We start from the raw sequence: 23,358 nt of genomic DNA on the forward strand, positions 1-23,358 counted from the left end.
CTGGAGCCGTTCCGGCGGCAGGAGGCAGCGTGCTCGACCTGGCATTCTCCACAGAGGACCTGGCCCACACCCGGTTCGCGTTCTCGCCCGCGTGGGAGATCGTGGCGAGCGTCCGCGTCCTGAACCAGCCGGGGGAGCACGCCCTGCACCTGCCGTGGGTCAAGCGGGCCACCGCGGCACTCGGCGAGGCCGGGCTGGACATCTCGCTCCTGCGTGAGCTGGTGCCCGTCCGGCACCTCCCGGGCTTCCTGGCGGGCACCCCCTCGACGCCGGTGCCGGAGCTGGCCGACGAGCTCGCCGACCTGCGCGACGTGCCCGCCCGCTTCGTCCGGCGGGAGCTGGACGCGATGACCGGGCCGCGCTCGCTCGCGCTGAACCGCTTCCACCGCGACCCGGAGGCGGGCCTCGACCGGCTCGCGACGCTGATGGAGCGGTACTGGGAGCTCGTGCTGGCCCCGGAGTGGCCGCGGATCCGCGCCCTGCTCGAGGCGGACGTGCTGCACCGGTCGCGGCTGCTGGCCCGCGGCGGCGCGGCCGAGCTGTTCAACGACCTCACGCCGATGGTCCGCTGGCAGGGCGGCACGCTCACGGTGGCGCACCGGCACCTGCACGCCGCCGTCCCGCTCGACGGGCGCGGCCTGGTGCTGGTGCCCTCGGCGTTCGTCTGGCCGCGGGTGTTCTCCAAGACCGACCCGCGCTGGCAGCCGGTGCTGCGGTACCCGCCGCGCGGGATCGCGACGCTGTGGGAGGCCGGCACCGCCGTCGCCCCGGGCGCGCTGGCCGCCGTGGTGGGCCGCGGCCGGGCCATGCTGCTGGCCGAGCTGGCCGCGCCGGCGTCCACTTCGGAGCTGGCCCGCCGCACCCGGCTGAGCGCCGGGGCGGTGTCGCAGCACCTCGGCGTCCTCAAGGCCGCGGGCCTGGTCAGCGGGCACCGTGCCGGACGTCACGTGCTCTACACCCGCACCCGGGCGGCCGAGGTCCTGGTCGCGGGCGCGGACGAAGTGGACTGCTGAGATACCCGTGTACTGGCCTGCCTGAAGAGGCCACCGCCGACCTACGCTCGGATGCGCAACCACCCGATCTCGTGTCGAAAGGCCTCGTCGTGCCCGAGCAGCAGACCACCCCCCAGAACGGCTCCGTCCAGTCGGTCACCGGCACCGCCAAGGTGAAGCGCGGCATGGCCGAGATGCTCAAGGGCGGCGTGATCATGGACGTGGTCACCGCCGAGCAGGCGAAGATCGCCGAAGACGCCGGCGCGGTCGCGGTGATGGCGCTCGAGCGCGTGCCCGCCGACATCCGCGCCCAGGGCGGCGTCGCGCGGATGAGCGACCCGGACCTGATCGACGCCATCATCGAGACCGTCTCGATCCCGGTCATGGCGAAGGCCCGCATCGGCCACTTCGTCGAGGCGCAGGTGCTGCAGTCCCTGGGCGTCGACTACGTGGACGAGTCCGAGGTGCTGACCCCGGCCGACTACGCCAACCACATCGACAAGTGGGCGTTCACCGTCCCCTTCGTCTGCGGCGCGACCAACCTCGGCGAGGCCCTGCGCCGGATCACCGAGGGCGCGGCGATGATCCGCTCCAAGGGTGAGGCCGGCACCGGCGACGTCTCCAACGCCACCACGCACATGCGCAAGATCCGCGGCGAGATCCGCAAGCTGACGTCGCTGCCGGAGGACGAGCTGTTCGTCGCGGCGAAGGAGCTGCAGGCGCCGTACGAGCTGGTCAAGGAGGTCGCCGCGAACGGCAAGCTGCCGGTGGTGCTCTTCACCGCGGGCGGCATCGCCACCCCGGCCGACGCCGCGATGATGATGCAGCTCGGCGCCGAGGGCGTGTTCGTCGGCTCCGGCATCTTCAAGTCCGGCAACCCGGCCCAGCGCGCCGAGGCGATCGTCAAGGCCACGACCTTCTACGACGACCCGGACGTGCTGGCGAAGGTCTCGCGCGGGCTGGGCGAGGCCATGGTCGGCATCAACGTGGAAGAGATCCCCGAGCCCCACCGCCTCGCCGACCGCGGCTGGTGACTTCCTAGAGGTATTCGGAGATCTCGACGCCGTAAGTGCCCGGCTCGAGGGCTTCGAAGAGGTGCGGGACGTCGCCGGGGTAGGAGATGTAGTCGCCGGGGAGCAGTTCCTCCGGCTCCTCCTGCGGGCCCACCCTGGCGCGTCCCGCGCACAGCACGATGTGCTCCATCACGCCGGTCATGTGCGGGTCGGACCGCCGCGGCGTGCCCGGCTCGCCGCGGATCACGTAGATGTCCCGGCGGGCCGACGGGGGACACGCCGACAGCAGCGTGCACGCGTAGTCGGCGTGTTCGGCGAACACCGTGGGCCCGTTGCCGGCCCGGATCACCCGGACCTTCGGCCGTTCCGGCTCCACGAGCCGCGAAAACGGCACGTCGAGCGCGACGCCGAGCGCCCACAGCGTCTCGACGCTCGGGTTGCCGGTGCCGGACTCCAGCTGCGAGAGCGTCGACTTGGCCAGGCCGGCGCGGCGCGCCACCTCGGTCAGGGACAGGCCCGCTCGGTTCCGTTCGCGGCGCAGCGACGCCGCGATGATCTCCAGCGGCGCGCCGGTGGTTTCCTGCGACATGCCGTTCGCTCCATCGGTCTGTCTGTTCGCCTTGACGAACACGGGTGCGGCTGTTCACTATAGAACACATGCGTTCGATATGGCGAACACTCGATCGGGCTCTCGCCCGGGACATCGGCCTGGTCTGCCTGGCCGATTGTCTCGTGGGGGTGTCCTACGGCGCGATCGCGGTGGGTTCCGGCTTCCCGGTCTGGGCGCCGATGGTGATGTCCCTGCTGGTCTTCGCGGGGGCGTCGCAGTTCATGTTCGTCGGCATCGTGGCCGCCGGCGGCAACCCGTTCGCCGCGGTGCTGGCCGGGCTGCTCGTCAACACACGGCACCTGCCGTTCGGGTTCGCGATCGGTGACGTCTTCGGAAAGCGGTGGGGCGCGCGGCTGGCCGGCAGCCACCTGATGAGCGACGAGACGGTGGCGTTCGCGCTGGCCCAGGACGAGGTCCGGCGCCGCCGCGCGGCCTACTGGGCCTGCGGGCTGGGGATCTTCGTCTGCTGGAACGCCGGCGTGCTGGTCGGCGCGTTCGCCGGGTCGGCGATCAGCGACACCGACGTCTTCGGCCTGGACGCGGCGTTCCCCGCCGTGCTGCTGGCGCTGGTCCTGCCGTCCCTGCGTGACAAGGCGGCCCGGCTGCCGGTGCTGCTCGGCGTGCTCGCCGCCCTGGTCGCGACGCCGTTCCTGCCCGCCGGCCTGCCGGTGCTGCTCGCCCTGGTCGGCGTGCTCGCCGGGGCCGCGGCGCGCGAGCCCAAGCCCCAGCCCGAGCCCGAGCCCGAGCCCGAACCCGAGCCGCAGGAGGCCTGCTGATGGACGGCACCGAACTGCTCATCGGCACGATCGTGCTGGCCGTGGGCACCTACGCCTTCCGGCTCGCCGGCCCGCTGCTGCGCGAGCGGGTGAAACTGTCGCCGCGCGCCGAACGGCTGATGGTGCTCGGCGCGGTCGTGCTGCTCGCGGCGCTGGTCGCCGTGAGCGCCCTGACCGAGGGCCACTCGTTCGCCGGCTTCGCCCGGCCGGCCGGGGTACTGGTCGGGGGAGTGCTGGCCTGGCGCAAGGCCCCGTTCGTGGTGGTCGTCATCGCGGCCGCCGCGACGGCCGCGCTGCTGCGCCTCGCCGGCGTCCCCTGACCCACCGATCGTGCCGGTTCGGGCGTCGGACGCCCGCAAGGTGGCCTTGACGGCGCTTCGACCGGGCTGACCTGCCGCTCCGCCGCCGCGGGTCTGCGTCTAGGCTGGTGGGAAGGGTCTTTCGGGAGGTTGGGTGTCGTCGAAGCCGGTCGTCGGTGTGCTCGCCCTGCAGGGTGCCGTGCGCGAGCACGTCGCGATGCTGGAAGAAGCGGGCGCGCGGGCGATGCCGGTGCGCCGGGCCGCTGAATTGTCCGAAGTGGACGGTTTGGTGCTGCCCGGCGGCGAGTCGACCACGATGTCGCGGCTGCTCGAGACGTTCGAGCTGCTGGAACCGCTGCGCGCGCGGATCGCCGGCGGGCTGCCCGCGTTCGGGTCGTGCGCCGGGATGATCCTGCTCGCGCGGCAGACCCTCGACGGGCGGCCGGACCAGCAGCAGCTCGGCGGCCTCGACGTGGTCGTCCGGCGCAACGCCTTCGGCAGGCAGGTCGACTCGTTCGAGGCCGACCTTGCCTTTGCCGGGGTCGACGGCGGCGGCGTGCACGCGGTGTTCATCCGGGCCCCGTGGGTCGAGAAGGCCGGTGACGGCGTCGAGGTGCTCGCCACGGTCAGCGGCGTGCCCGGGCTGGGAGACGAGGCCGCTAGGATCGTCGCGGTCCGGCAAGGGGCGGTGCTGGCGACCGCGTTCCACCCGGAACTGACGCCCGACGTGCGGGTGCACCGGTTGTTCGTCGACCTCGTGCGCAAGGCTGCTTGAGACGCGGTGCCCGGCCGGGGTACGGAACAGATGGAGGAGAGATGAGCGGCCACTCCAAGTGGGCCACCACGAAACACAAGAAGGCCAACCTGGACGCGAAGCGCGGCAAGCTCTTCGCTCGGTTGATCAAGAACATCGAGGTGGCCGCGCGGACCGGCACCGGTGGTGGCGACCCGGACGGCAACCCCACGCTCTACGACGCCATCCAGAAGGCGAAGAAGAACTCGGTTCCGCAGGACAACATCGAGCGCGCCCGCAAGCGCGGTGGTGGTGAAGAGGCCGGCGGCGCCGACTGGCAGAACATCACGTACGAGGGTTACGGCCCCAACGGCGTGGCGGTGCTGATCGAGTGCCTCACCGACAACAAGAACCGCGCCGCGATGGAGGTCCGCACCGCGCTCACGCGCAACGGCGGCTCCCTCGCCGACCCGGGCTCGGTCGCGTACATGTTCACCCGCAAGGGTGTCGTGATCATGCCGAAGGCCGACGCCACGGAGGACGACGTCCTCATGGCGGTCCTCGACGCGGGTGCCGAGGAGGTCAACGACCTCGACGAGACCTTCGAGATCGTCTCCGAGGGTGGCGACCTGGTCCCGGTGCGCAAGTCGCTGCAGGAGGCCGGGTTCGAGTACGAGTCGGCGGAGCTGACGTTCCTCCCGTCGGTCAGCGTCCCCCTGGACGTCGACGGCGCGAAGAAGGTCTTCCGGCTGATCGACGCGCTCGAGGACTGCGACGACGTCCAGAACGTGTACGCCAACTTCGACGTGTCGGACGAGGTGCTGGCCGAGGTCGACTGACCGGCGACAGCGAAAGGACATGCGCCGCGGGTGATACTCGCGGCGCATTTCTTTTCCCTTGCCCCGCAACACATCCCGGCCCGATCCGGCGACATTCGGGGCCCGGGTACTGGGCTGCGGCGGGCTCGTCGGGCACAATGTGGGCCGTGACCTCGACGACGCCCGCCGCCTCCGCCGAAATCGCCGCCGACCTGACGGCGGACGAACAGCGCCTGGTCGAATGGATCGAGACGCAGGCCAAGGAACGCGGCAACGCCGTCGTCACGGTCGCCGGCGATGACGAGGGCGCCGGCTACTGCTTCACCGCCTGCGCGTGGGCGCTGCACAACGTGCCCGAGGCCGTCGTCGTCGGGCTGCCCGACCAGATGGGCCAGGTCCTGCTCGACGCGTACGTCGACCGGGCCGCCAACGGCGAGATCTTCGAGGTCGGCCGGCGCTACGACAACTTCTTCGACGGCGTCCCGGTGGTCCTCGAGCGGGTCGCCAAGGGCCACTACCCCGAGTACTTCGGCACCGCGTTCCTCATCTACCCGGACGGCGACTTCCCGGCCCTGCAGCTGATCGTCGCCACGCCGGAAGGCAAGTTCCCGTGGCACCCCGACGCGCCCGAGGGCTTCGCGAAGTGGCAGCTCGTGCTCACCGAGAGCGGCGACCCGGAGAGCTGGACCCCGGGCGTCGACGGCCCCTGAGTCAGAACTTCCGCAGGTCGGCGGCAGCGGCCGGGTACTCCACCGCGAGATCGGCCGCCGCGGCGAACTCGATGCAGTCGTCCGTGTAGGGCGGCACCACGACCGTGCCCAGCAGGCTCCACGCGCCCAGCGTGACCGTCGCCTGCCACGTCCCCGCGGGCACCACGACCTGCGGGCGTTCCCCGGCCGCGACGTCGGTGCCGAGCACCGGCCGCTCGACCGAACCGTCCGGGTGCAGCAGCAGCATCGCCGCCGGCGCGCCCGCGTGGTGCGCGTACACCTCCACCCGGTCCAGCCGGTGCGGCGCGGAGAACTCCGGCGCGACGAGCAGGTAGTAGATCGCCGAGCCGGTGGCGGAGCGCCAGCTCTGCGCCCACCGCCCGCCTTCGACGGGCAGCGGCCGCAGGCCCAGGTGGGTGACGAAATCCGATGGCTCCGGCATGTCAGCCATCCTGCCGCAGCCGTGCCCAGTAGCCTCAGGCTCGAACTGATGTTCGCGGCGGGAGGGAAACGGCGTGCGGGTGCTCGGGGTCGACCCCGGATTGACCAGGTGCGGGCTGGGCGTGGTCGACGGCGGCAAGGGCCGGGCCGTCCGGTGCGTGGCCGTGGACGTCGTGCGGACGCCGCCCGACGCGGATCTGGCGCACCGCCTGCTCGGCATCTCCGACGAGGTCGAACGCTGGCTGGACAAGTACAAGCCGGCCGCGGTCGCCGTCGAGCGGGTCTTCGCGCAGCACAACGTCCGGACCGCGATGGGCACTGCCCAGGCCGGCGGCGTCGTCGCGCTGGCCGCCGCGCGCCGGGGCCTGCCGGTCGTGTTCCACACCCCCAGCGAGGTCAAGGCGGCCGTCAGCGGCTCGGGCCGGGCGGACAAGGCCCAGGTCACGGCCATGGTCATGCGGCTGCTGAACCTCGAGGTCGCGCCGCACCCCGCCGACGCCGCGGACGCGCTCGCGCTCGCCATCTGCCACCTCTGGCGGGAGCCGATGCGGGCCCGGCTCGCCGAGGCCGAAGCCCGCGCGGCCGAGATGGCCCGCACGCACAAACTGCGGCTGGCCGCGGCCGCCAAACAAGCCACCGTCAAGAAGCCGGCGGTGAAGCCCGCCGTGAAGAAGCCTGGAGCAGCACGATGATCTCGTCGGTACGCGGAGAAGTCCTGTCGGTCGCCCTGGACCACGTCGTGGTCGAGGTCGGCGGGGTCGGCTTCGCCGTGCAGGCCACCCCGGCGACCCTGGCCACCCTGCGCCGCGGCGAGGAAACCCGGCTGCACACCGCCCTGGTCGTGCGCGAGGACTCGCTGACGCTGTTCGGGTTCGCCGACGTCGACGCGCGGGAGCTGTTCGGGCTGCTGCAGACGGTGTCCGGGATCGGGCCGCGGCTCGCGCTGGCCACCCTCGCCGTCCTCGACCCGGGCAAGCTGCGGGGCGCGCTGGTCGAAGGCAACATCACCGTGCTCACCTCGGTGCCCGGCATCGGCCGCAAGGGCGCCGAGCGGCTCACCCTGGAGCTGCGCGACAAGGTCACCGCGCTCGGCTCCGGCGACGCGCCGGCCGTGACGGCACCCGGCGCGTTGCGCGCGGAGGTCGTCGAGGCGCTGGCCGGGCTCGGGTTCCCGGCGAAGCAGGCCGAGCTGGCCGTGGACAAGGTGCTCGCCGACGGCGACGACCACACGACGGCCAGCGTGCTGCGTGCTTCGCTGACCACCCTCGGCCGGAAGCGGTAGGACGCCTTGATGGACCATGACGCCGTGACCGAGGAAGAGGACGACGCCCTCTCCGCGTGGGCCCAGACCGGCGAGGAGAACGTCGAGGGCACGCTGCGGCCCCGGCGGCTCGACGAGTTCGTCGGCCAGCCGCGCGTGCGCGAGCAGCTGGAGCTGGTGCTGGAGAGCGCGCGGCGCCGCGGGGTGCCGCCCGACCACGTCCTGCTGTCCGGCCCGCCCGGGCTGGGCAAGACGTCGATGGCGATGATCGTCGCGGCCGAGCTGGGCGCGGCGCTCAGGATCACCTCCGGGCCGGCCCTGGAACGGGCCGGCGACCTCGCCGCGATGCTGTCCAACCTCGCGCCCGGCGACGTCCTGTTCATCGACGAGATCCACCGGATCGCCCGCCCCGCCGAGGAGATGCTCTACCTGGCGATGGAGGACTTCCGGGTCGACGTCGTGGTCGGCAAGGGCCCGGGCGCCACGAGCATCCCGCTGGAGATCGCACCGTTCACGCTGGTCGGGGCGACCACCCGGTCCGGCTCGCTGACCGGCCCGCTGCGCGACCGGTTCGGCTTCACCGGCCAGATGGAGTTCTACAGCGACACCGAGCTGGAGCTGATCGTCCGGCGGGCCGCGACGATCCTCGACATCCCGATCGACCGCGACGGCTGCCAGGAGATCGCCGGCCGCTCGCGGGGCACGCCCCGGATCGCGAACCGGCTGCTCCGCCGGGTCCGCGACTACGCCGAGGTCCGCGCCGACGGCAAGGTGACGGTCGGGATCGCGCGGGCCGCGCTGGCCGTCTACGACGTCGACGAGCTGGGCCTCGACCGGCTCGACCGGGCGGTGCTCACCGCGCTGACCAAGTCGTTCGGCGGCGGGCCGGTCGGCATCTCGACCCTGGCGGTCGCCGTGGGGGAGGAGGCGACCACCGTGGAAGAGGTGTGTGAGCCCTACCTGGTGCGCGCCGGTATGCTCGCCCGCACCCCGCGTGGCCGGGTCGCCACCGCGACCGCGTGGGAACACCTCGGTCTGGTGCCCCCCGCCGACCACCCGGGGCGCCCCGACCAGGGCGGATCGGCGCCGTTCCAGCAGGACTGAGCGGCCCGTACCGGCGGGTGGGTGCTGGCGTCCGCGCCGGTACCTGGCACACTTGACAGGAGCACACCACCCAAAAACCGGACATTTCGGCTGGGCCCGGAGTCCGTCGAACGGAGAATCATGCAAAACCTTTTGCTGCCACTGCTGCTCGTGCTCGTCCTCGCCGTGCCGCTGGTGATGAGCTCGCGCAAGCAGAAGAAGCAGCAGGCGGCGCAGCAGGACCTGCAGAGCAGCCTGGCGCCCGGTGACCGCGTGATGACCACTTCCGGTCTTTACGGCACCGTCGCCGACACCTCGGGCGACAACACGATCGACATCGAGATCGCCCCCGGCGTCGTCACCACCTGGCTGCGCCTCGCGGTCCGCGAGAAGGTCGAGCCGGTCGTCGAGACCGACGAGACCCCGGCCGACGAACTGTCGTCGGACGCGCCGGCCGAAGAGTCGATCATCGAGTCGGGTTCCGGCATCAAGGACGACGAGCCCGCCACGACCGCGCAGGTCGCGCCCCCGCTGGAGCACGGCAAGAAGTAAGGCCCCGCGGCATCCCCGGGCAGGGCGCGAAACCCCCGACGAAAGTCGGTGTGGCCGCAACGCCGGGCTCACGCAGCACCGAGTAGTGTCTCGGTGCTGCGTGCGTGTCCGCCGTCATACCCGTGCCCGGGAGTGAATCGCACACAGTCCCGGCCCGGAAACCCTCCGGGCGGGCACCGCAACGTCGGGGTTCCCACCCAGTCCGAGGAGACCGAAGCACCGTGGCAGCATCGGCCGGGCATCTCCGCCCGGGACGCTATCTCGCCCTGTTCGCCTTGATCGTGATCGTGCTGTACGCGCTGGTGTTCCTCACCGGCAACCACAAGCCGACCCCGAAGCTGGGCATCGACCTGCAGGGCGGCACCCGGGTCACGCTCACCGCCCGTACCCCGGACGGTGGCCAGCCGACCCGGGAGTCCCTGAACCAGGCGCGCCAGATCATCGAGCGCCGCGTCAACGGGATCGGCGTCGGTGGCACCGAGGTCCTCCTCGACGGCAACAACGTCGTGATCACGGTCCCCGGCGAGCAGGGTGACCAGGCGAAGAACCTGGGCAAGACGGCCAAGCTGGGCTTCCGGAAGGTCGTCGCCAACGCGACGCAGCCGGTCGTGCCCCCGCAGACCACGCCGCCGACCGGCGTCCCGACCGGGACGCAGGCCCCGACGTCGGGCGCTCCGAGCACGCCCCCGGCGTCCTCCGGCGCGCCGACGGCCGCTTCGAGCGTCCCGCCGTCCAGCCCGGCCGCCGGTGGTGGCGGTGCCCCCGCCGCCGCGCCCGCGCAGGCGCCGAGCACCACGCCGGCCCCGCCGAGCAGCAGCACGCCGCCGCCCGCGACGAGCCAGGCCCCGGCCCCGGTGGACGGCTCGGTCGACGCCGACACCGCGAAGCAGATCCAGGCCGCGAAGGCCGTGCGGCAGAACCCGCAGATGATCGGCGCCGACGGCAACCCGAACCAGGAGCTCGTCGCCCAGGCGATGGCGTCGATCACCTGCGCGCCGAACGCCAAGGACCCCCTCGAGGGCAACGACGACCCCAAGCTGCCGCTGGTCGCCTGCGGTGACCACGACACGTACAAGTACCTGCTGGAGCCGGAGTTCCTGCCGGGCACCGAGATCGCCGACTCGAGCTCGGGCTACGACCAGCAGCGCGGCCAGTGGGTGGTGAACCTCAGCTTCAAGAGCGAGGGCACCAAGATCTGGGCGGACTTCACCTCGAAGAACACCAACCAGCAGGCCGCGTTCGTGCTCGACACGCAGGTCGTGTCCGCGCCGAACATCCAGGTCGCGATCCTTGACGGCAACACCCAGATCACCGGCAAGTTCACGCAGACCGAGGCGAAGGACCTCTCGGACATCCTGAAGTACGGCTCGCTGCCGCTGTCGTTCGCTTCCTCGGACGCGACCACGGTGTCGGCCACGCTGGGCCTCGCGTCGCTGCAGGCCGGCCTGATCGCCGGCGGCATCGGCCTGCTGGTCGTCTTCATCTACTGCCTGTTCTACTACCGGCTGCTCGGTGTGCTCACCATCCTGTCGCTGGGGCTGTCGTTCTCGCTGGTGTTCGCGGTGCTGGTGCTGCTCGGGCGCTGGATCGGCTACACGCTGGACCTGGCGGGCATCGCCGGCCTGATCATCGCCATCGGCATCACGGCGGACTCGTTCGTCATCTACTTCGAACGAATAAAGGACGAGATCCGGGAGGGCCGGACGTTCCGGTCCGCGGTGCCGCGCGGCTGGACCCGTGCCCAGCGCACGATCCTGGCCTCGGACGCGGTGAGCTTCCTGGCCGCGGCGATCCTGTACATCATCGCGGTCGGCGACGTCCAGGGCTTCGCGTTCACCCTGGGCATGTCCACGGTGCTCGACCTGGTGATCGTCTACCTGGTGACGCACCCGCTGGTCGCGATCGCGTCCACGTCGAAGTCGAAGTTCCTGTCCAATCCCAAGTACCTGGGCCTGGGTGCCGTGCAGCAAGTGGGTTCGCAGCGCAAGTCGACCTCGGTCGGCCGCGCGAACGTGAAGGAGGCCTGACGTGGGCGTCGAAGAACTGGGCAGGGACGCCGACGGCGACATGAAGGTCGCGGCGAAACCCGGCAAGAAGGACAGCATCTTCCGCCGTCTCTACGTCGGCAGCGGTGCGTTCGACGTCGTCGGCAAGCGCAAGCGCTGGTACATCTTCTTCTCCGCGCTGGTGCTCGTGTGCCTCGCGTCGATGATCTTCCGCGGCTTCAACTACGGCATCGAGTTCGAGGGCGGCACGCAGCTGCAGATGCCGGCCAACGGCATCCACGGCGTGATCACCGAAGACCAGGCCAAGACGTCGTTCGAGAAGGCCCTCGGCCACCCGGCCGCGGAGACGCAGAAGGTCGGCACGGGTGACGCGTCGACCATCCAGATCCGCACCGAGACGCTGGACGCGGCGGACGTCGCCAAGCTCAAGCAGACCCTGTTCCAGGACCTGGGGCCGATCGGCAGCAACAAGCAGCCGAGCGTGCAGGCGATCAGTGACAGCGCGGTCAGCGCGTCCTGGGGCGGGGAGATCTCGCAGAAGGCGCTGATCGCCCTCATCGTGTTCCTCGTCGCGGTGGTCATCTTCCTGGCGATCTACTTCGACCTGCGGATGGCGTCGGCGGCCCTGGTTTCGCTGCTGCACGACATCTTCGTCACCGCGGGTGTGTATTCGCTGATCGGTTTCGAGGTCACGCCGGCGACGGTGATCGGCCTGCTGACGATCCTCGGGTTCTCGCTCTACGACACGGTGGTGGTGTTCGACAAGGTCCGCGAGAACACGCGCGGCCTGCTCGGGCTGACCCGCCGCACGTTCGGCGAAGCCGCGAACCTGGCGCTGAACCAGACCCTGATGCGGTCGTTCAACACCGCGTTCATCGCGCTGCTGCCGATCCTCGGCCTGCTGATCGTCGGGTACGTGCTGCTCGGTTCCGGCACGCTGCAGGACCTGGCGCTCGTGCAGCTCACCGGCACGATCGTCGGCGTCCTGTCGTCGGTCGCACTGGCGACGCCGCTGCTGGTCGACTTCAAGATGCGCGACCCGAAGTACCGGCAGCAGGCCGAGCGGGTCCAGCAGCGCCGGGCCAACCAGGAGCGCAAGGCCGCGAGCGGCGACTTCGACGCCTCGGACGACGACGCCTTGGCGGCGGAGCTGCGCAAGGAGAAGGCGTACGCCGCCGCGTCGAGCGTGCCCGCCCGGATCCAGAAGCAGCGTCCCGCGGGCAAGCCGGCCGGGAAGCGGAAGCGCTGACGTGGAGCTGGAGAAGGCCCTCGGCCTGATCGCCGAGGTGCCGGACTTTCCCGAGCCCGGCGTGCTGTTCCGCGACCTGAGCCCGATGTTCGCGGACGCCGGCGCCTTCAAGGCCGTGACCGACGCGCTGGCGAGCACCATCGACCCCGGGGTCGAGGCGCTCGCCGGCGTGGAGGCCCGCGGATTCCTGCTCGCCGCGGCCGTCGGGTACGCCCGCGGCCTCGGCGTGGTGCTGATCCGCAAGCCGGGCAAGCTCCCGCTGGTCGCGGGCCGGGTGGACTACGCGCTGGAGTACGGCACGGCCACGGTCGAGCTGCCGGCGGGCGTGGTGCACCCCGGCCAGCGCGTCGCCATCCTGGACGACGTCCTGGCCACGGGTGGCACGGTCGCGGCGACCGGCAAGCTCCTGGAAGACGCGGGCGCGGTCGTCGACAGCGTCTCGGTGGTCCTGGAACTGGCGGCCCTCGGTGGCCGTCAGGTGCTGGGGGACCGGAAGATCCACGCACTGCAGGTCTGCTGAACCTGCCTGCCGCTGCTGGTCGTGAGTGTTTAGTCGGGTTCTAACCCGACTAAACACTCACGAGGCGGCGGCGAGAGTGGAACTCCCTGGTCAGGGCGTTGTGATCACCCTCAATGGGCGCACCCGGCGGGGTCGCATGACCGAGCGGCTACCCTGGGGGTTCGAAGGCCGCACGAGCAGCAGGAGGTGCGGGTGAGCCAGGAGCTCGACGCCGCGGTGCCCGCTCAAGAGGGCGCCCCGCAGAACGGGCAGGCGGCGGCACAGCCCGCGTCGCCGAAGCCGAACGGCGCGGCGCCGAACCCGTCCGCCACCCGGCGGGTGCGCGCCCGTCTCGCGCGGCGGATCACCGCCCAGCGCGCCGCCCCGGTCAAGCAGGTCCTGGAACCCCTCGCGGTCATCCACCGCGAGCTGCACCCCAACGGCGACCTCGGGCTGCTGCAGCGTGCTTACGACGTCGCCGAGGAGCTGCACCGGAGCCAGCGGCGCAAGTCCGGCGACCCGTACATCACGCACCCCCTGGCCGTCGCCACGATCCTCGCCGAGCTGGGCATGGACACCACGACGCTGGTCGCGGCGCTGCTGCACGACACGGTCGAGGACACCGGCTACGCCGTCGAAAGCCTGAAGGCCGACTTCGGCGAGAAGGTCGCCGAGCTGGTCGACGGCGTCACGAAGCTGGACAAGGTCAAGCTCGGCACGTCCGCCGAGGCCGAGACCATCCGCAAGATGGTCATCGCGATGGCCAAGGACCCCCGGGTGCTGGTCATCAAGCTCGCCGACCGGCTGCACAACATGCGCACGATGCGCTTCCTGCCGCCGGAGAAGCAGGCCCGCAAGGCGCGCGAGACCCTGGAGGTCCTCGCCCCGCTGGCCCACCGGCTCGGCATGGCCACGGTCAAGTGGGAGCTGGAGGACCTCGCGTTCGCCATCCTGCAGCCGAAGAAGTACGACGAGATCGTGCGCCTGGTCGCCGACCGGGCGCCCTCGCGCGACATCTACCTGCGCTCGGTCATCACCGACCTGACCAGCAACCTCGTGTCGTCGCGGATCACCGCGAAGGTCGAGGGCCGGCCGAAGCACTACTACTCGATCCACCAGAAGATGATCGTCCGCGGCCGCGACCTGGACGACATCCACGACCTGGTCGGCGTGCGGATCCTGGTCGAGGACGTCCGGGACTGCTACGCGGCGATGGGCGTCGTCCACGCGCTGTGGCAGCCGGTTCCCGGGCGCTTCAAGGACTACATCGCGCAGCCGCGGTTCAGCGTCTACCAGTCACTGCACACCACGGTGATCGGCCCGGACGGCAAGCCCCTCGAGGTGCAGATCCGCACCTACGAGATGCACCGCACCGCCGAGTACGGCATCGCCGCGCACTGGCGGTACAAGGAAACCAAGGGCACGCACAACGGCAACGCCGTGGACGTCGACGAGATGGCGTGGATGCGCCAGCTCCTCGACTGGCAGCGGGAAGCGGCGGACCCGGGCGACTTCCTCGAGTCGCTGCGCTACGAGCTGGCCGCGCGCGAGATCTTCGTGTTCACGCCGAAGGGCGACGTGATCACGCTGCCCGTCGAGTCGACGCCGGTCGACTTCGCCTACGCCGTGCACACCGAGGTCGGGCACCGCTGCATCGGCGCCCGCGTCAACGGCCGCCTGGTCGCGCTGGAACGCAAGCTGGAAAACGGCGAAGTCGTCGAGATCTTCACCTCGAAGGCGGAGAACGCCGGCCCGAGCCGCGACTGGCTGCAGTTCGCGGGTTCGCCGAAGGCGCGCGCGAAGATCCGGCAGTGGTTCGCCAAGGAACGCCGCGACGAGGCGATCGAAGGCGGCAAGGAAGCGATCACCAAGGAGATCCGCAAGGTCGGCCTGCCGATCCAGCGGCTGGTCTCCGCGGAGTCGATGGGCTCGATCGCCACCGAGCTGCGCCACGCCGACATCTCGTCGCTGTACGCGGCGGTCGGGGAGGGCCACACCAGCGCCAAGCACGTCGTGCAGCGCCTGGTCGCGCTCATCGGCGGCGTCGACGCGGCGGAGGAGGAGCTCGCCGAGCGCGCGACGCCGTCCACCGTCACCCGGCGCCGCGGCTCCAACGACGTCGGCGTCGTGGTCAAGGGTGCGAGCGACGTCTGGGCGAAGCTGGCCCGCTGCTGCACCCCGGTCCCGGGCGACGAGATCCTCGGTTTCGTGACCCGCGGCGGCGGTGTTTCGGTGCACCGCACCGACTGCACCAACGCCGGCGACCTGCAGTCCCAGCCCGAGCGGCTGGTCGAGGTCGAGTGGGCGCCGTCGGCGTCGTCGGTGTTCCTGGTGGCCATCCAGGTCGAGGCCCTCGACCGGCATCGCCTGCTCTCGGACGTGACGAAGGTGCTGGCGGACGAGAAGGTCAATATCCTGTCGGCCTCGGTGACGACGTCCCGCGACCGGGTCGCGGTCAGCCGCTTCTCGTTCGAGATGGGCGACCCGAAGCACCTGGGCCACGTCCTCAAGGTGGTCCGCGGCGTGGAAGGCGTCTACGACGTCTACCGCGTGACGTCGGCGTCCTAGCGCCCGCTCACGACCGGAGCGGCAGGGGCTGCCGACCCTCCTGGACTGTCCACAATGGACATGCCGTGATCTCGTCGGCTGGGCGCAAAGAAATCGTCGAATGTCGATCCGGCCCATTTCCGGAATCTGCGACCGCGCCCATTCCCGGCGGGTTTCCGGAACCGGCCCGGGAAATACGGTGCCGCGTTCTTCGAGTGCATGCTACGGTCGGCAAATTGCAGGTGAGGGAGCCGTCCGGAAGCGGTGCGCCCGGCCTCGACCCTCCGGAAACGCGAGGGAGCAGCAATGTCCCCAGGCACGGCCGACGACACCACGCGCTACCTGTGCGCGGCGTCCTACCTCGACCCCGGCTACAGCAAACGGGCGATCACCGAATTCCTCGTCGAGCCCACCCGCCCGGTGCCGCCGTCGACGGGGCTCGACGCGGGCCGCGTGCTCACGGAGGCGGTGCGGGCGCGGGCCCGCCGGAAGAACTACGACGGCCTGCTGGTGCTGCTGATGGCCATCGTCGTCGGGCTGTCGTGGGACAACCCGCTGCTCTACGGCTGGATCCTGCTGTCGGCCATTCTGCTGGTCGCGCGTTCGGGGAAAGCCGGGTACGGGGCCCAGCGGTCGATCAACCCGAAGATCGTGATCGGCTTCGGCCTCGCCGTCCTGGCCGTGGCGGTGCTGCTGCCCTATGCGGGCGAGTTCTTCGATTCCGGGAGCCGGTCCTCCTCCCGGTACTACGACGACTACGAGCCGTCGTCGACGGGCGGTGACACCGCCCGGACCGTCATCGGTGTCGTGCTGGCCCTGGTCGTGTTGGTGATCGTCACGCTCGAGCGCTGGTCCCTGTGGAACCTGCTGACGACGCGCTTCAAGCGTCACGCCGCCCCCGCGGCCGACAGCGGAAGTCTCACCGGGCTGTTCACCGAGGACTTCCGCGACCAGCTCGCCCGGTACCAGCGCGGTGACGAGTTCGCCGGCGTGCCCGGCGCGCCGCTGGTGGTCTACCGCGGCTACAACCCGTTCGTGGGGGCCGGTTTCCGGCGCGACGCCTGGTCGATGGCCATCCCGCTGGAGCGGCTGGAGGACGACGAGAGTGATCCGGCGACGCGCCGGGAGCTCACCACCGAAACGCTGTACGAAGGGATCCGCGAGGCGATCGGGAACCTCCGCCGGTCGGGTTCGCTGTCACCGGATCAGCGGCTGGGCGGGCTGACCGTGACCGAGGCGGTGTTCACCCCGGCCGCCGAGCTCGTCGACCACCTGGCCGAGCCGGAGGCCGCGGCGTACCTGCCCGACATCGAGTACCCGCCGCACACCCGGCTCACCGAGGCCGACGTCGACCGGCTCCGGATGGAGCCGAAGGAGTGGGCGCGCTACTACCTGTGCTTCCAGGTCGAGACCTGGGACCGGGATCTCGTGCTCACGACGTTCCTGCACGTAGCGGTCGACGAGACGACGTTGTACGTCGAGTGGACGCCGTTCATGCTGCCGCCGATCCGGGCCGAGTACCGCGTGGTGGACAAGATGCGGCCGGACTCGCTGCGCCCGCTCGGGCAGGGTTTCCTGGCGTGGCTGGAGATGCCCGCGAGCCTGCCCGGCCGGATCGCGAACCTCGCGTCCTGGATCCGGCGCCCGAAGCGCGAGCCCGGCGTCCTCGACCCGGACCGCTACGGCGCCTCGAGCACCCTGCGCGAGCTCGCGTCGGTCAACCTGTTCACCGACTACTTCCAGCTCGTCGACATCGAGCGGTACGAAAAGATCATCGAAAGCCGGCTGCTGCCGGCGATCGGCGGCCTGCTCGCCGACGCCGGGTTCTCGACGGCGAAGTTCGAGGAGCAGGCGGCGGTCGTGATCAACAACGACATCACCATCGGCGGCGACAACCGCGCCCCGATCACCCAGACCGGGCAGCGCGGCCCGCGGCCGCGCCCGCCCGGCCGCCTGGCCCGGACGGAGGCCTGATGGAACCCCGCATCACGAACAAGGTCAGCATCGGCCGGGACAACTCCGGGCCGATCACCCAGACCGGGATCGACGGCGGTGGCGCGGACACCGCCCTGCCCGCGCTGCTCGGCCTGGTCGAGCGGCTGGCCGCCGACGTGCGCGGCCAGGACCTGGCCAAGCAGGAGGTCCTGGAGGACACGCTGGACGACCTGGCGGCCGACCTGCGCGCGGGCGACGCCGCGGAACCGGCCGTGGTGCGCAGCCGCTGGGAGAAGGTCAAGGGCCTGCTGGGCGGGGTGGTGCAGTTCTCCGAGCTGGTCGCGAAGATCTCCGACCAGGTGCAGAAGATCTTCACCTGAGCCGCCGGGTCAGAGCACCTTCCGCAGCAGCGCGGTGACGTCGTCGGGGCGCTCGAGCATGGGGAGGTGCCCGGTGTCGGGGATCTCCACCAGCTCGGCGTCCGGCAAGGACTTCGCGATGTGCTGGGAAAGCTCGATCAGCCCGAGCGCGTCCGACAGGCCGATCACCACCTGGGCCGGGGTGGCGATCTCGGCCAGCCGGTGCCGGGTGTCCGGGACCCGCTCCGTCCACTGTGGAGCGGTCGACAGGCGGTGGTACACCTGCTCGCACATCTCCCGGACCCGCGCGAGCATCTCCGGCGGCAGCACGGACACCTCGCGCGCGGGTCCCGCGACCAGGTACCGGACGTTGGCCTCGGACATGGCCTTCACGTCCGCCGGGTCGACGTCGCGGGTCAGCTCGGCGATGTCGGCCTGCATGTGGTCCGGCCAGGTGTGCCCGCTGAGCCCGGAGCCCAGCAGTACCAGCCGGGTGACCCGCTCCGGCGCGGCGAGCGCGGTGTCCAGCGAGACGGCGCCGCCCATCGACGCCCCGACCAGCGCGGCCTGCTCGATCCCCCGGGCATCGAGCAGGGCCAGCAGGTCCTCGTGGTGGGCGAACTCGTCGAGGCCGTCGGCCGATTCGCCGAAGCCGCGGCGGTCGTAGCGGATCACCCGGTGCGTGGCGGCGAGCGCGGTGAACTGGGCGTCCCACATCCGGCGGTCGCCGATGGCCGCGTGCAGCAGCACGACCGCGGGCCCCTCGCCCGCTTCGTCGTACCCGAACGTCGTCCCGTTCAACTCGATCGTCGCCATGGGCCCAAGCTAGCGCCGCGACCGCGTCACACACCCGGGGTTTCGCTCAGGGCGAGAAGCTAGGGTGCCGAGCATGACCGACGGATTCGACTTCACGCGCGACGGCGAGGTGGCGCGGCTGACCTTCGCCCGGCCGGCGAAGATGAACGCGATCACCTACGGCATGTGGTCGGCGATCCCGGACGTCGTCGCCGACGTCGAGGCCGACGCCACGCTCAAGGTGCTCGTGCTCGCGGGCGGCGGCAAGCACTTCTCGGCGGGCGCGGACATCAGCGAGTTCGGCGAGCTGCGCACCACCGCCGAGGGTGCCGCGAGCTACGACAAGGCCGTCGAAGGCGCGGTGGCCGCGCTGACGTCGATGCGGAAGCCGTCGGTCGCGATGATCCAGGGCAACTGCATCGGCGGCGGCTGCCAGGTGTCGGTCGCCTGCGACTTCCGCTTCGCCGCCGAGGGATCGCGCTTCGGCATCACGCCGGCGAAGCTCGGCATCGTCTACCACTTCGACTCGACCCGCCAGCTGGTGTCGCTGGTCGGCCCGGCGCACGCGAAGTACTTCCTGCTCTCCGGCGAGCTGATCACGGCGGCCCGGGCGCGCGAGATCGGCCTGCTCAACGACGTCTTCCCGGCCGACGAGCTGGAAGCCTCGACGCTGGAGTTCGTGCGGACGCTGTGCTCGCGCTCGCAGGCGTCGGTCCGCGGGATGAACCGGATCATCGAGAAGATCGTCGCCGGCCAGGAGAGCCCGGACGCGGAGGTCGAGGAGCTGCGGTCCGAGGCCCTGCACGGCGAGGACTACGCAGAGGGCGTCGCGGCCTTCCTGGACCGGCGCCCGCCGAACTTCACCTTCCGCTGACGTGGTCGTGAGTGTTCAGGGCGGTTAGAACCGCCCTGAACACTCACGAGGTCAGGCGCAGGTGAGCTTCGCGTCCGCCCAGTCGCCGTGGTCGGAGTCCTTGTCGTCGCCGCCGTCGGTGACCTGCAGGGTCAGGCGCCGGACGCCGGTGACGTCGGCCGTCAGCGGGTGGGCGCCGTCGGCCGGGCGCAGCACCGGCGTCTCGGCCAGTGGCTCGCCGTCGTCGCCGAGGACGCGGAACGCGACCGAAGCGGGCGCCTTCACCTCGTCGTCGACGCCGGTGACCGCCGAGAACGCCGTGCACGCGCCGCCGAGCCACACCGTCACGGAGCTGGGCGCGTTCGTGCCGAGGCCGTGCGCGTAGACCGTGCCGCCGATGGTCAGCGGGTGGCCGTCGCCCTCGGCGGTGTCGCCGTTGGACTGGTCGCGCTCCACCGGGCCCCAGCCGTTCGACGACGCCAGGAACGGCAGCGCGCTGACCTGCGTGGTCCCGGTCGGCACCGGCGGCGGGACGAACACGCTGGTCGCGCCCTCGACGTGAACGGCCTGGCCGCGGAAGCGGTAGGTGGCCGCGACCGGCAGGTCGGTCGTGCCCGGCGCGGCCGCGGCGGTCGCCGTGAACCGCCAGGTGCCCGACACGGGCTGTCCGGCGAACAGCACCGGCCGGAAGACCGGGCGCCCGGTCACCGTCCAGCCCGCCGGGGCGACGGGCCCGAGTTCGACGTCGAGCAGCGGTGCTCCCGCCGGCAGCCGGAAGGTGGCCTCGACCTCGACGGTCGTGCCGGGGTGCGCCTCCGCCGTCGCCGGGGTGACGCTCAGGCTGGTCGCCGGCACCTGCCGGATCTCCGCGTCACAGGTCGTGCGGCCCGGCCACGCGGGGCAGAGGACCGTGACAAACCCGCCGTTCTTCGCGACCGGCACGCTCAGCCGGCCGCCCGCGGTGACCGCCGACTTCTCGCGCAGCAGGCCGGCCGGGCCGTCGCGCAGGGTGTCGGCGAGCCAGCGCCCGTGGCCGAGGAAGTCCAGCGGCGCGTCGACGGTCTTGGCCGGGCCCGCCGCGATGCCGCCGACGAACCAACGGTCGCCGGAGCGCTTGGCGAACACCGCCTCCTGCCCGGGGCGGCCGGACAACAGCCGCGTCTCGTCCCACACCGTCGGCAGCTGGTCGAGCGTGTGCAGGGCTTCGGGGCGGGCCTCGTAGTTCTCCGGCTTGTCCGCGCCGTGCTGCCAGCCGGACTCGTAGACGAAGAACGTCGCCACCTCGTGCGCGTCCGTGGTGTCCCGATCGGCCACGACGAACGCCGTCGGCGTGTAGTCCATGCTGCCGACCACGTTGCGGGTGAAGGGGAACATCGTGTTGGTCGCGGCCCGCGTCTTGAACTGCTCGGCGCCGCGCACGGCCTCGAAGCTCATCACGTGCGGCCAGGTCCGCTGCAGGCCGCGGGGGATGGTCGCGCCGTGGAAGTTGATCATCAGCCGCTGCTGCGCGGTGGCCGCCGCGATGTCGTCGTAGAACCGGAACCGCGCCTGGGTGTCGGAGTCCATGAAGTCGACCTTGATCCCGGCCGCGCCCCACGACTTGACCAGCGGGAGCCACTTCGCGCGCTCGGCCGCCGTGTCGAGGGTGGTCCAGCGGAACCACAGGATCACCTCGACGCCGCGGGCCCGCGCGTACCGCACGACGTCCGGGACCCAGGACGCGTCCCAGCCCTCGTCGATGAGCAGGTACGGCCAGCCGTTGCGGGCCGCGAAGTCCGCGTACTGCTTCTGCCGCACGGGATCGCTCGGACTGTCGTGTTCGGACAGCCACGACCACGCCACCTTGCCGGGCCGGATCCAGGAGGTATCGGCGAGCTTCGACGGCGGCGCGAGGTCGTCGACCAACGTGGACGCGGTGACCGTCGCGAGGTCGCCGGTGATCGCGACCCGCCACGGCGTCGCGAACGGCCCGGTGGCGGTGATCGAGGCGTCGGCCAGCTTGATCGTGTAGTCCGCGCTGCCCGCCGCGTGCGTCAGCCGGGCACCGGAATACCGACCGTCCACATCGGACTCGGTGAGCAGCGTGTAGCTCCCGTCGCCGGTGTCGAACAGCGACGGAAAGCCGTAGTCGCCCGCCTTCGCGCCGCTCGCGGTGGTTTCGACGCGGACGTTCTCGTAGTTGGGGGAGTAGGGCAGCAGCCAGGCGGGCGCGGCCGCGGGCAGGGTGAACGCCGACGCCTCGCCGGTGATCGTCACCGGCCCGGCGCCGGGCAGCACGTACCGGTAGGCGACGCCGTCGGCGGCCGCGCGCACGACGACGTCGAGCCGGATTTCGCCCGCGCCGGCGAAGGACAACGTCGTCTCCGCCGCCCGTGCGTGCCGGCGCAGCTGCTTGCCGGTCGTCATCGTGTAGCGCTCGTCGACGATCCGGTCGGTGCGGCGCAGGAACCGCAGGTCGCGGGTCAGGTCGGCGGTCTTCGTCCGGACGCCCAGCGGCGCGGGCGCCAGCACCGCGGTGGCGCCCCGGGTGGCCGCGAAGGTCAGCCCGCCGTCGCCGGTGCGGGTGACCGCGGCGGTCACCGCACCGGTCAGGCTGACCGTCCAGCGGTCGGCGGCGTCGGCGGGCATCGTGGTGACCAGGGTAGCCGTCACGGCCAGGACCAGGCCCGCGGCGGCGCGCCTCATCGCCCGGCCCCGGCCAGCTGCTCGTTGAGGTAGAGGAACGCGCCGAGGCCGTGGAAGTCGTTGGTGGCGCGCGGGCGGTCGAGGTAGTAGCGGCCGTTGCCGACGTTGGTCCCGACGCTGATGTCCGTGATGGCGGTGGTCCCGTCGGCGGCCTGGGAGACCTTCGCGAGCACACCGGCGTACCCGCGGGCGATCACCGGCCGGTACTCCGGGCCGACGTACCCGCGCTGCACCGCGCGGGACAGCGTGTAGGTGTACAGGCTGGAGCACGACGTCTCGGTCCAGTTGTCGGCGGCGGTGGGCTTGACGGTCAGCTGGAACCACCGGCCGGTCGCCGGGTCCTGCCAGCGGCGGAAGCCCTGGGCGAGGTACCGGACGATGCCGACGAGGGCGCCGCGCTGCGGGGCCGCCGCGGGCAGCGCGTCGAGGACGTCGACCGTGGCCGCGCCGAACCAGCCGACCGCGCGGCACCACACGTCCGGGGACAACCCGGTCACCGGATCGGCCCAGCTCTGCTTCCGGCGCTCGTCGTACGCGTGGTACAGCAATCCGCTCGGGTGCCGCAGATGAGTGAAATAGGTGACGAGTTGTCCGGCCGATTCGGTGGTGCTCGCGGCGTCGCCGACGGCCTTTCCGTACCGGGCCAGGAATGGGTCGAGCATGAATGCGCCGTCGGCCCAGAGCTGCCCGGTCAATCCCGTGTTGTGAATGAATCCGCCGTCGGTGGTCCGCGGGTACGTCGCCAGCCGGTCGTGGATCCGCCGCGCGGCCAGCGAGTAGCGCGCGTCGCCCGTTTCGGTGGCCAGCACGAGGAAGACGTTGACCGCCAGCATGCTGTCCAGGTCGTTGTACGGGTTGCCGGTGCCGCCGTCCGGCTGTACCTTCGCCGCACCCCAGGTTTCGAGGTAGGTCAGGTACCGGACGTCGTGCGTGCGCTGGTAAACGCGGTACAGGCCGAGCAGGAACAGGGCGTCGGTGTAGCCGAGCCCCAGCGACGCGGCGGGGTGCGCGGCGATCGTCGAGTCGGCGACGGCGCGCGACCAGTCGGGTGGCGCGGCTTCGGCGGGTTGCCCGAGCAGGGTCAGTCCGAGAACGGCGGCGAGGACGACGCGAAGTGTTTTCCGGAACGCCAAAGAACCCAG

The 23,358-nt window shown here is 71.5% G+C and carries 23 protein-coding genes; 18 read left to right on the plus strand and 5 right to left on the minus strand.

Features of this window, described 5'->3' with window-relative positions:
• The first annotated feature begins 29 nt into the window (after positions 1-29).
• On the plus strand, positions 30-1,013 hold the full coding sequence (locus OG570_RS33095) for a DUF5937 family protein (protein ID WP_326952961.1): 984 nt from the start codon (positions 30-32) through the stop codon (positions 1,011-1,013).
• Positions 1,014-1,102: 89 nt separating this feature from the next.
• A complete protein-coding gene (gene pdxS, locus OG570_RS33100) occupies positions 1,103-2,026 on the plus strand; it encodes a pyridoxal 5'-phosphate synthase lyase subunit PdxS (RefSeq protein ID WP_326951555.1) in 924 nt (307 codons plus the stop codon).
• A gap of 4 nt (positions 2,027-2,030) precedes the next feature.
• On the opposite strand, the gene OG570_RS33105 is transcribed toward pdxS, so the two are convergent.
• A complete protein-coding gene (locus OG570_RS33105) occupies positions 2,031-2,594 on the minus strand; it encodes a helix-turn-helix domain-containing protein (protein WP_247052270.1) in 564 nt (187 codons plus the stop codon).
• 68 nt (positions 2,595-2,662) lie between these two features.
• Between OG570_RS33105 and OG570_RS33110 the strand changes: the two genes are divergently transcribed.
• The 5 genes from OG570_RS33110 to OG570_RS33130 all read left to right on the plus strand — a co-directional run bounded on the left by OG570_RS33110 (position 2,663) and on the right by OG570_RS33130 (position 5,951).
• The gene (locus OG570_RS33110) at positions 2,663-3,391 is read left to right on the plus strand and encodes an AzlC family ABC transporter permease (protein WP_326952962.1); all 729 of its coding nucleotides are present in this window, start codon (positions 2,663-2,665) and stop codon (positions 3,389-3,391) included.
• Positions 3,391-3,711 (plus strand): AzlD domain-containing protein, encoded by a 321-nt coding sequence (locus OG570_RS33115; RefSeq protein WP_247052268.1) that lies wholly within the window; start codon positions 3,391-3,393, stop codon positions 3,709-3,711. The genes OG570_RS33110 and OG570_RS33115 overlap by 1 nt, the downstream gene beginning before the upstream one ends.
• Positions 3,712-3,844: 133 nt before the next feature.
• On the plus strand, positions 3,845-4,465 hold the full coding sequence (pdxT, locus tag OG570_RS33120) for a pyridoxal 5'-phosphate synthase glutaminase subunit PdxT (RefSeq protein WP_326952963.1): 621 nt from the start codon (positions 3,845-3,847) through the stop codon (positions 4,463-4,465).
• A gap of 41 nt (positions 4,466-4,506) precedes the next feature.
• Positions 4,507-5,262, plus strand: coding sequence for a YebC/PmpR family DNA-binding transcriptional regulator (locus tag OG570_RS33125; protein ID WP_326950039.1), 756 nt, complete (start codon positions 4,507-4,509; stop codon positions 5,260-5,262).
• A gap of 137 nt (positions 5,263-5,399) precedes the next feature.
• Positions 5,400-5,951 carry a DUF4262 domain-containing protein gene (locus OG570_RS33130; protein WP_326950038.1) on the plus strand — a complete coding sequence of 184 codons (552 nt, stop codon included), beginning with the start codon at positions 5,400-5,402 and terminating at the stop codon, positions 5,949-5,951.
• Position 5,952: 1 nt separating this feature from the next.
• Here the strand turns inward: OG570_RS33130 and OG570_RS33135 are convergent, their stop codons facing one another.
• Positions 5,953-6,393: a cupin domain-containing protein gene (locus OG570_RS33135; protein ID WP_326950036.1), complete on the minus strand. Its 441-nt coding sequence runs from the start codon at positions 6,391-6,393 to the stop codon at positions 5,953-5,955.
• A gap of 73 nt (positions 6,394-6,466) precedes the next feature.
• On the opposite strand from OG570_RS33135, the gene ruvC reads away from it, so the two are divergent.
• The 10 genes from ruvC to OG570_RS33185 all read left to right on the plus strand — a co-directional run bounded on the left by ruvC (position 6,467) and on the right by OG570_RS33185 (position 17,904).
• Positions 6,467-7,084, plus strand: coding sequence for a crossover junction endodeoxyribonuclease RuvC (gene ruvC / locus OG570_RS33140; protein WP_326950035.1), 618 nt, complete (start codon positions 6,467-6,469; stop codon positions 7,082-7,084).
• Positions 7,081-7,674 (plus strand): Holliday junction branch migration protein RuvA, encoded by a 594-nt coding sequence (ruvA, locus tag OG570_RS33145; RefSeq protein WP_247052263.1) that lies wholly within the window; start codon positions 7,081-7,083, stop codon positions 7,672-7,674. Before ruvC ends, ruvA begins: the two co-directional genes overlap by 4 nt.
• A 9-nt stretch (positions 7,675-7,683) precedes the next feature.
• On the plus strand, positions 7,684-8,757 hold the full coding sequence (ruvB, locus tag OG570_RS33150) for a Holliday junction branch migration DNA helicase RuvB (RefSeq protein WP_326950034.1): 1,074 nt from the start codon (positions 7,684-7,686) through the stop codon (positions 8,755-8,757).
• A 120-nt stretch (positions 8,758-8,877) separates the two neighbouring features.
• Positions 8,878-9,288, plus strand: coding sequence for a preprotein translocase subunit YajC (gene yajC / locus OG570_RS33155; RefSeq protein ID WP_247052261.1), 411 nt, complete (start codon positions 8,878-8,880; stop codon positions 9,286-9,288).
• Between the two features lie 221 nt (positions 9,289-9,509).
• Positions 9,510-11,315, plus strand: coding sequence for a protein translocase subunit SecD (gene secD, locus OG570_RS33160; protein WP_326952964.1), 1,806 nt, complete (start codon positions 9,510-9,512; stop codon positions 11,313-11,315).
• 1 nt (position 11,316) lies between these two features.
• The gene (secF, locus tag OG570_RS33165; RefSeq protein ID WP_326952965.1) at positions 11,317-12,543 is read left to right on the plus strand and encodes a protein translocase subunit SecF; all 1,227 of its coding nucleotides are present in this window, start codon (positions 11,317-11,319) and stop codon (positions 12,541-12,543) included.
• Between the two features lies 1 nt (position 12,544).
• Positions 12,545-13,063, plus strand: coding sequence for an adenine phosphoribosyltransferase (locus tag OG570_RS33170; protein WP_326952966.1), 519 nt, complete (start codon positions 12,545-12,547; stop codon positions 13,061-13,063).
• Between the two features lie 192 nt (positions 13,064-13,255).
• The gene (locus OG570_RS33175; RefSeq protein WP_247052257.1) at positions 13,256-15,610 is read left to right on the plus strand and encodes a RelA/SpoT family protein; all 2,355 of its coding nucleotides are present in this window, start codon (positions 13,256-13,258) and stop codon (positions 15,608-15,610) included.
• Positions 15,611-15,895: 285 nt separating this feature from the next.
• Positions 15,896-17,563 (plus strand): hypothetical protein, encoded by a 1,668-nt coding sequence (locus OG570_RS33180; protein ID WP_326952967.1) that lies wholly within the window; start codon positions 15,896-15,898, stop codon positions 17,561-17,563.
• Positions 17,563-17,904 carry a hypothetical protein gene (locus tag OG570_RS33185; RefSeq protein WP_326950029.1) on the plus strand — a complete coding sequence of 114 codons (342 nt, stop codon included), beginning with the start codon at positions 17,563-17,565 and terminating at the stop codon, positions 17,902-17,904. Before OG570_RS33180 ends, OG570_RS33185 begins: the two co-directional genes overlap by 1 nt.
• Positions 17,905-17,913: 9 nt before the next feature.
• Here OG570_RS33185 and OG570_RS33190 read toward each other — a convergent pair whose 3' ends face one another.
• Positions 17,914-18,699 carry an alpha/beta fold hydrolase gene (locus tag OG570_RS33190; protein WP_326952968.1) on the minus strand — a complete coding sequence of 262 codons (786 nt, stop codon included), beginning with the start codon at positions 18,697-18,699 and terminating at the stop codon, positions 17,914-17,916.
• Between the two features lie 73 nt (positions 18,700-18,772).
• Between OG570_RS33190 and OG570_RS33195 the strand changes: the two genes are divergently transcribed.
• Positions 18,773-19,552 carry an enoyl-CoA hydratase-related protein gene (locus OG570_RS33195; protein WP_247052253.1) on the plus strand — a complete coding sequence of 260 codons (780 nt, stop codon included), beginning with the start codon at positions 18,773-18,775 and terminating at the stop codon, positions 19,550-19,552.
• Between the two features lie 51 nt (positions 19,553-19,603).
• Here the strand turns inward: OG570_RS33195 and OG570_RS33200 are convergent, their stop codons facing one another.
• Together OG570_RS33200 and OG570_RS33205 are read right to left on the minus strand one after the other, a co-directional pair.
• Entirely contained in the window at positions 19,604-22,216 is a 2,613-nt protein-coding gene (locus OG570_RS33200; RefSeq protein ID WP_326952969.1) for a glycoside hydrolase family 97 catalytic domain-containing protein, read from the minus strand.
• Positions 22,213-23,349: a glycoside hydrolase family 88/105 protein gene (locus OG570_RS33205; protein ID WP_326952970.1), complete on the minus strand. Its 1,137-nt coding sequence runs from the start codon at positions 23,347-23,349 to the stop codon at positions 22,213-22,215. Before OG570_RS33205 ends, OG570_RS33200 begins: the two co-directional genes overlap by 4 nt.
• Positions 23,350-23,358: the final 9 nt, after the last annotated feature.

Origin of the sequence: Amycolatopsis sp. NBC_01286 (assembly GCF_035982555.1) — a bacterium.
Taxonomy (GTDB): Bacteria; Actinomycetota; Actinomycetes; order Mycobacteriales; family Pseudonocardiaceae; genus Amycolatopsis.

What these genes read in the sequence shown, in the direction of transcription:
- OG570_RS33105 (WP_247052270.1), bottom strand. Translation starts at nt 2,594, where the DNA reads ATGTCGCAGGAAACCACCGGCGCGCCGCTGGAGATCATCGCGGCGTCG.
- OG570_RS33110 (WP_326952962.1), top strand. Translation starts at nt 2,663, where the DNA reads ATGCGTTCGATATGGCGAACACTCGATCGGGCTCTCGCCCGGGACATC.
- OG570_RS33115 (WP_247052268.1), top strand. Translation starts at nt 3,391, where the DNA reads ATGGACGGCACCGAACTGCTCATCGGCACGATCGTGCTGGCCGTGGGC.
- OG570_RS33125 (WP_326950039.1), top strand. Translation starts at nt 4,507, where the DNA reads ATGAGCGGCCACTCCAAGTGGGCCACCACGAAACACAAGAAGGCCAAC.
- OG570_RS33130 (WP_326950038.1), top strand. Translation starts at nt 5,400, where the DNA reads ATGTGGGCCGTGACCTCGACGACGCCCGCCGCCTCCGCCGAAATCGCC.
- OG570_RS33135 (WP_326950036.1), bottom strand. Translation starts at nt 6,393, where the DNA reads ATGCCGGAGCCATCGGATTTCGTCACCCACCTGGGCCTGCGGCCGCTG.
- ruvA (WP_247052263.1), top strand. Translation starts at nt 7,081, where the DNA reads ATGATCTCGTCGGTACGCGGAGAAGTCCTGTCGGTCGCCCTGGACCAC.
- ruvB (WP_326950034.1), top strand. Translation starts at nt 7,684, where the DNA reads ATGGACCATGACGCCGTGACCGAGGAAGAGGACGACGCCCTCTCCGCG.
- yajC (WP_247052261.1), top strand. Translation starts at nt 8,878, where the DNA reads ATGCAAAACCTTTTGCTGCCACTGCTGCTCGTGCTCGTCCTCGCCGTG.
- OG570_RS33180 (WP_326952967.1), top strand. Translation starts at nt 15,896, where the DNA reads ATGTCCCCAGGCACGGCCGACGACACCACGCGCTACCTGTGCGCGGCG.
- OG570_RS33185 (WP_326950029.1), top strand. Translation starts at nt 17,563, where the DNA reads ATGGAACCCCGCATCACGAACAAGGTCAGCATCGGCCGGGACAACTCC.
- OG570_RS33190 (WP_326952968.1), bottom strand. Translation starts at nt 18,699, where the DNA reads ATGGCGACGATCGAGTTGAACGGGACGACGTTCGGGTACGACGAAGCG.
- OG570_RS33195 (WP_247052253.1), top strand. Translation starts at nt 18,773, where the DNA reads ATGACCGACGGATTCGACTTCACGCGCGACGGCGAGGTGGCGCGGCTG.
- OG570_RS33200 (WP_326952969.1), bottom strand. Translation starts at nt 22,216, where the DNA reads ATGAGGCGCGCCGCCGCGGGCCTGGTCCTGGCCGTGACGGCTACCCTG.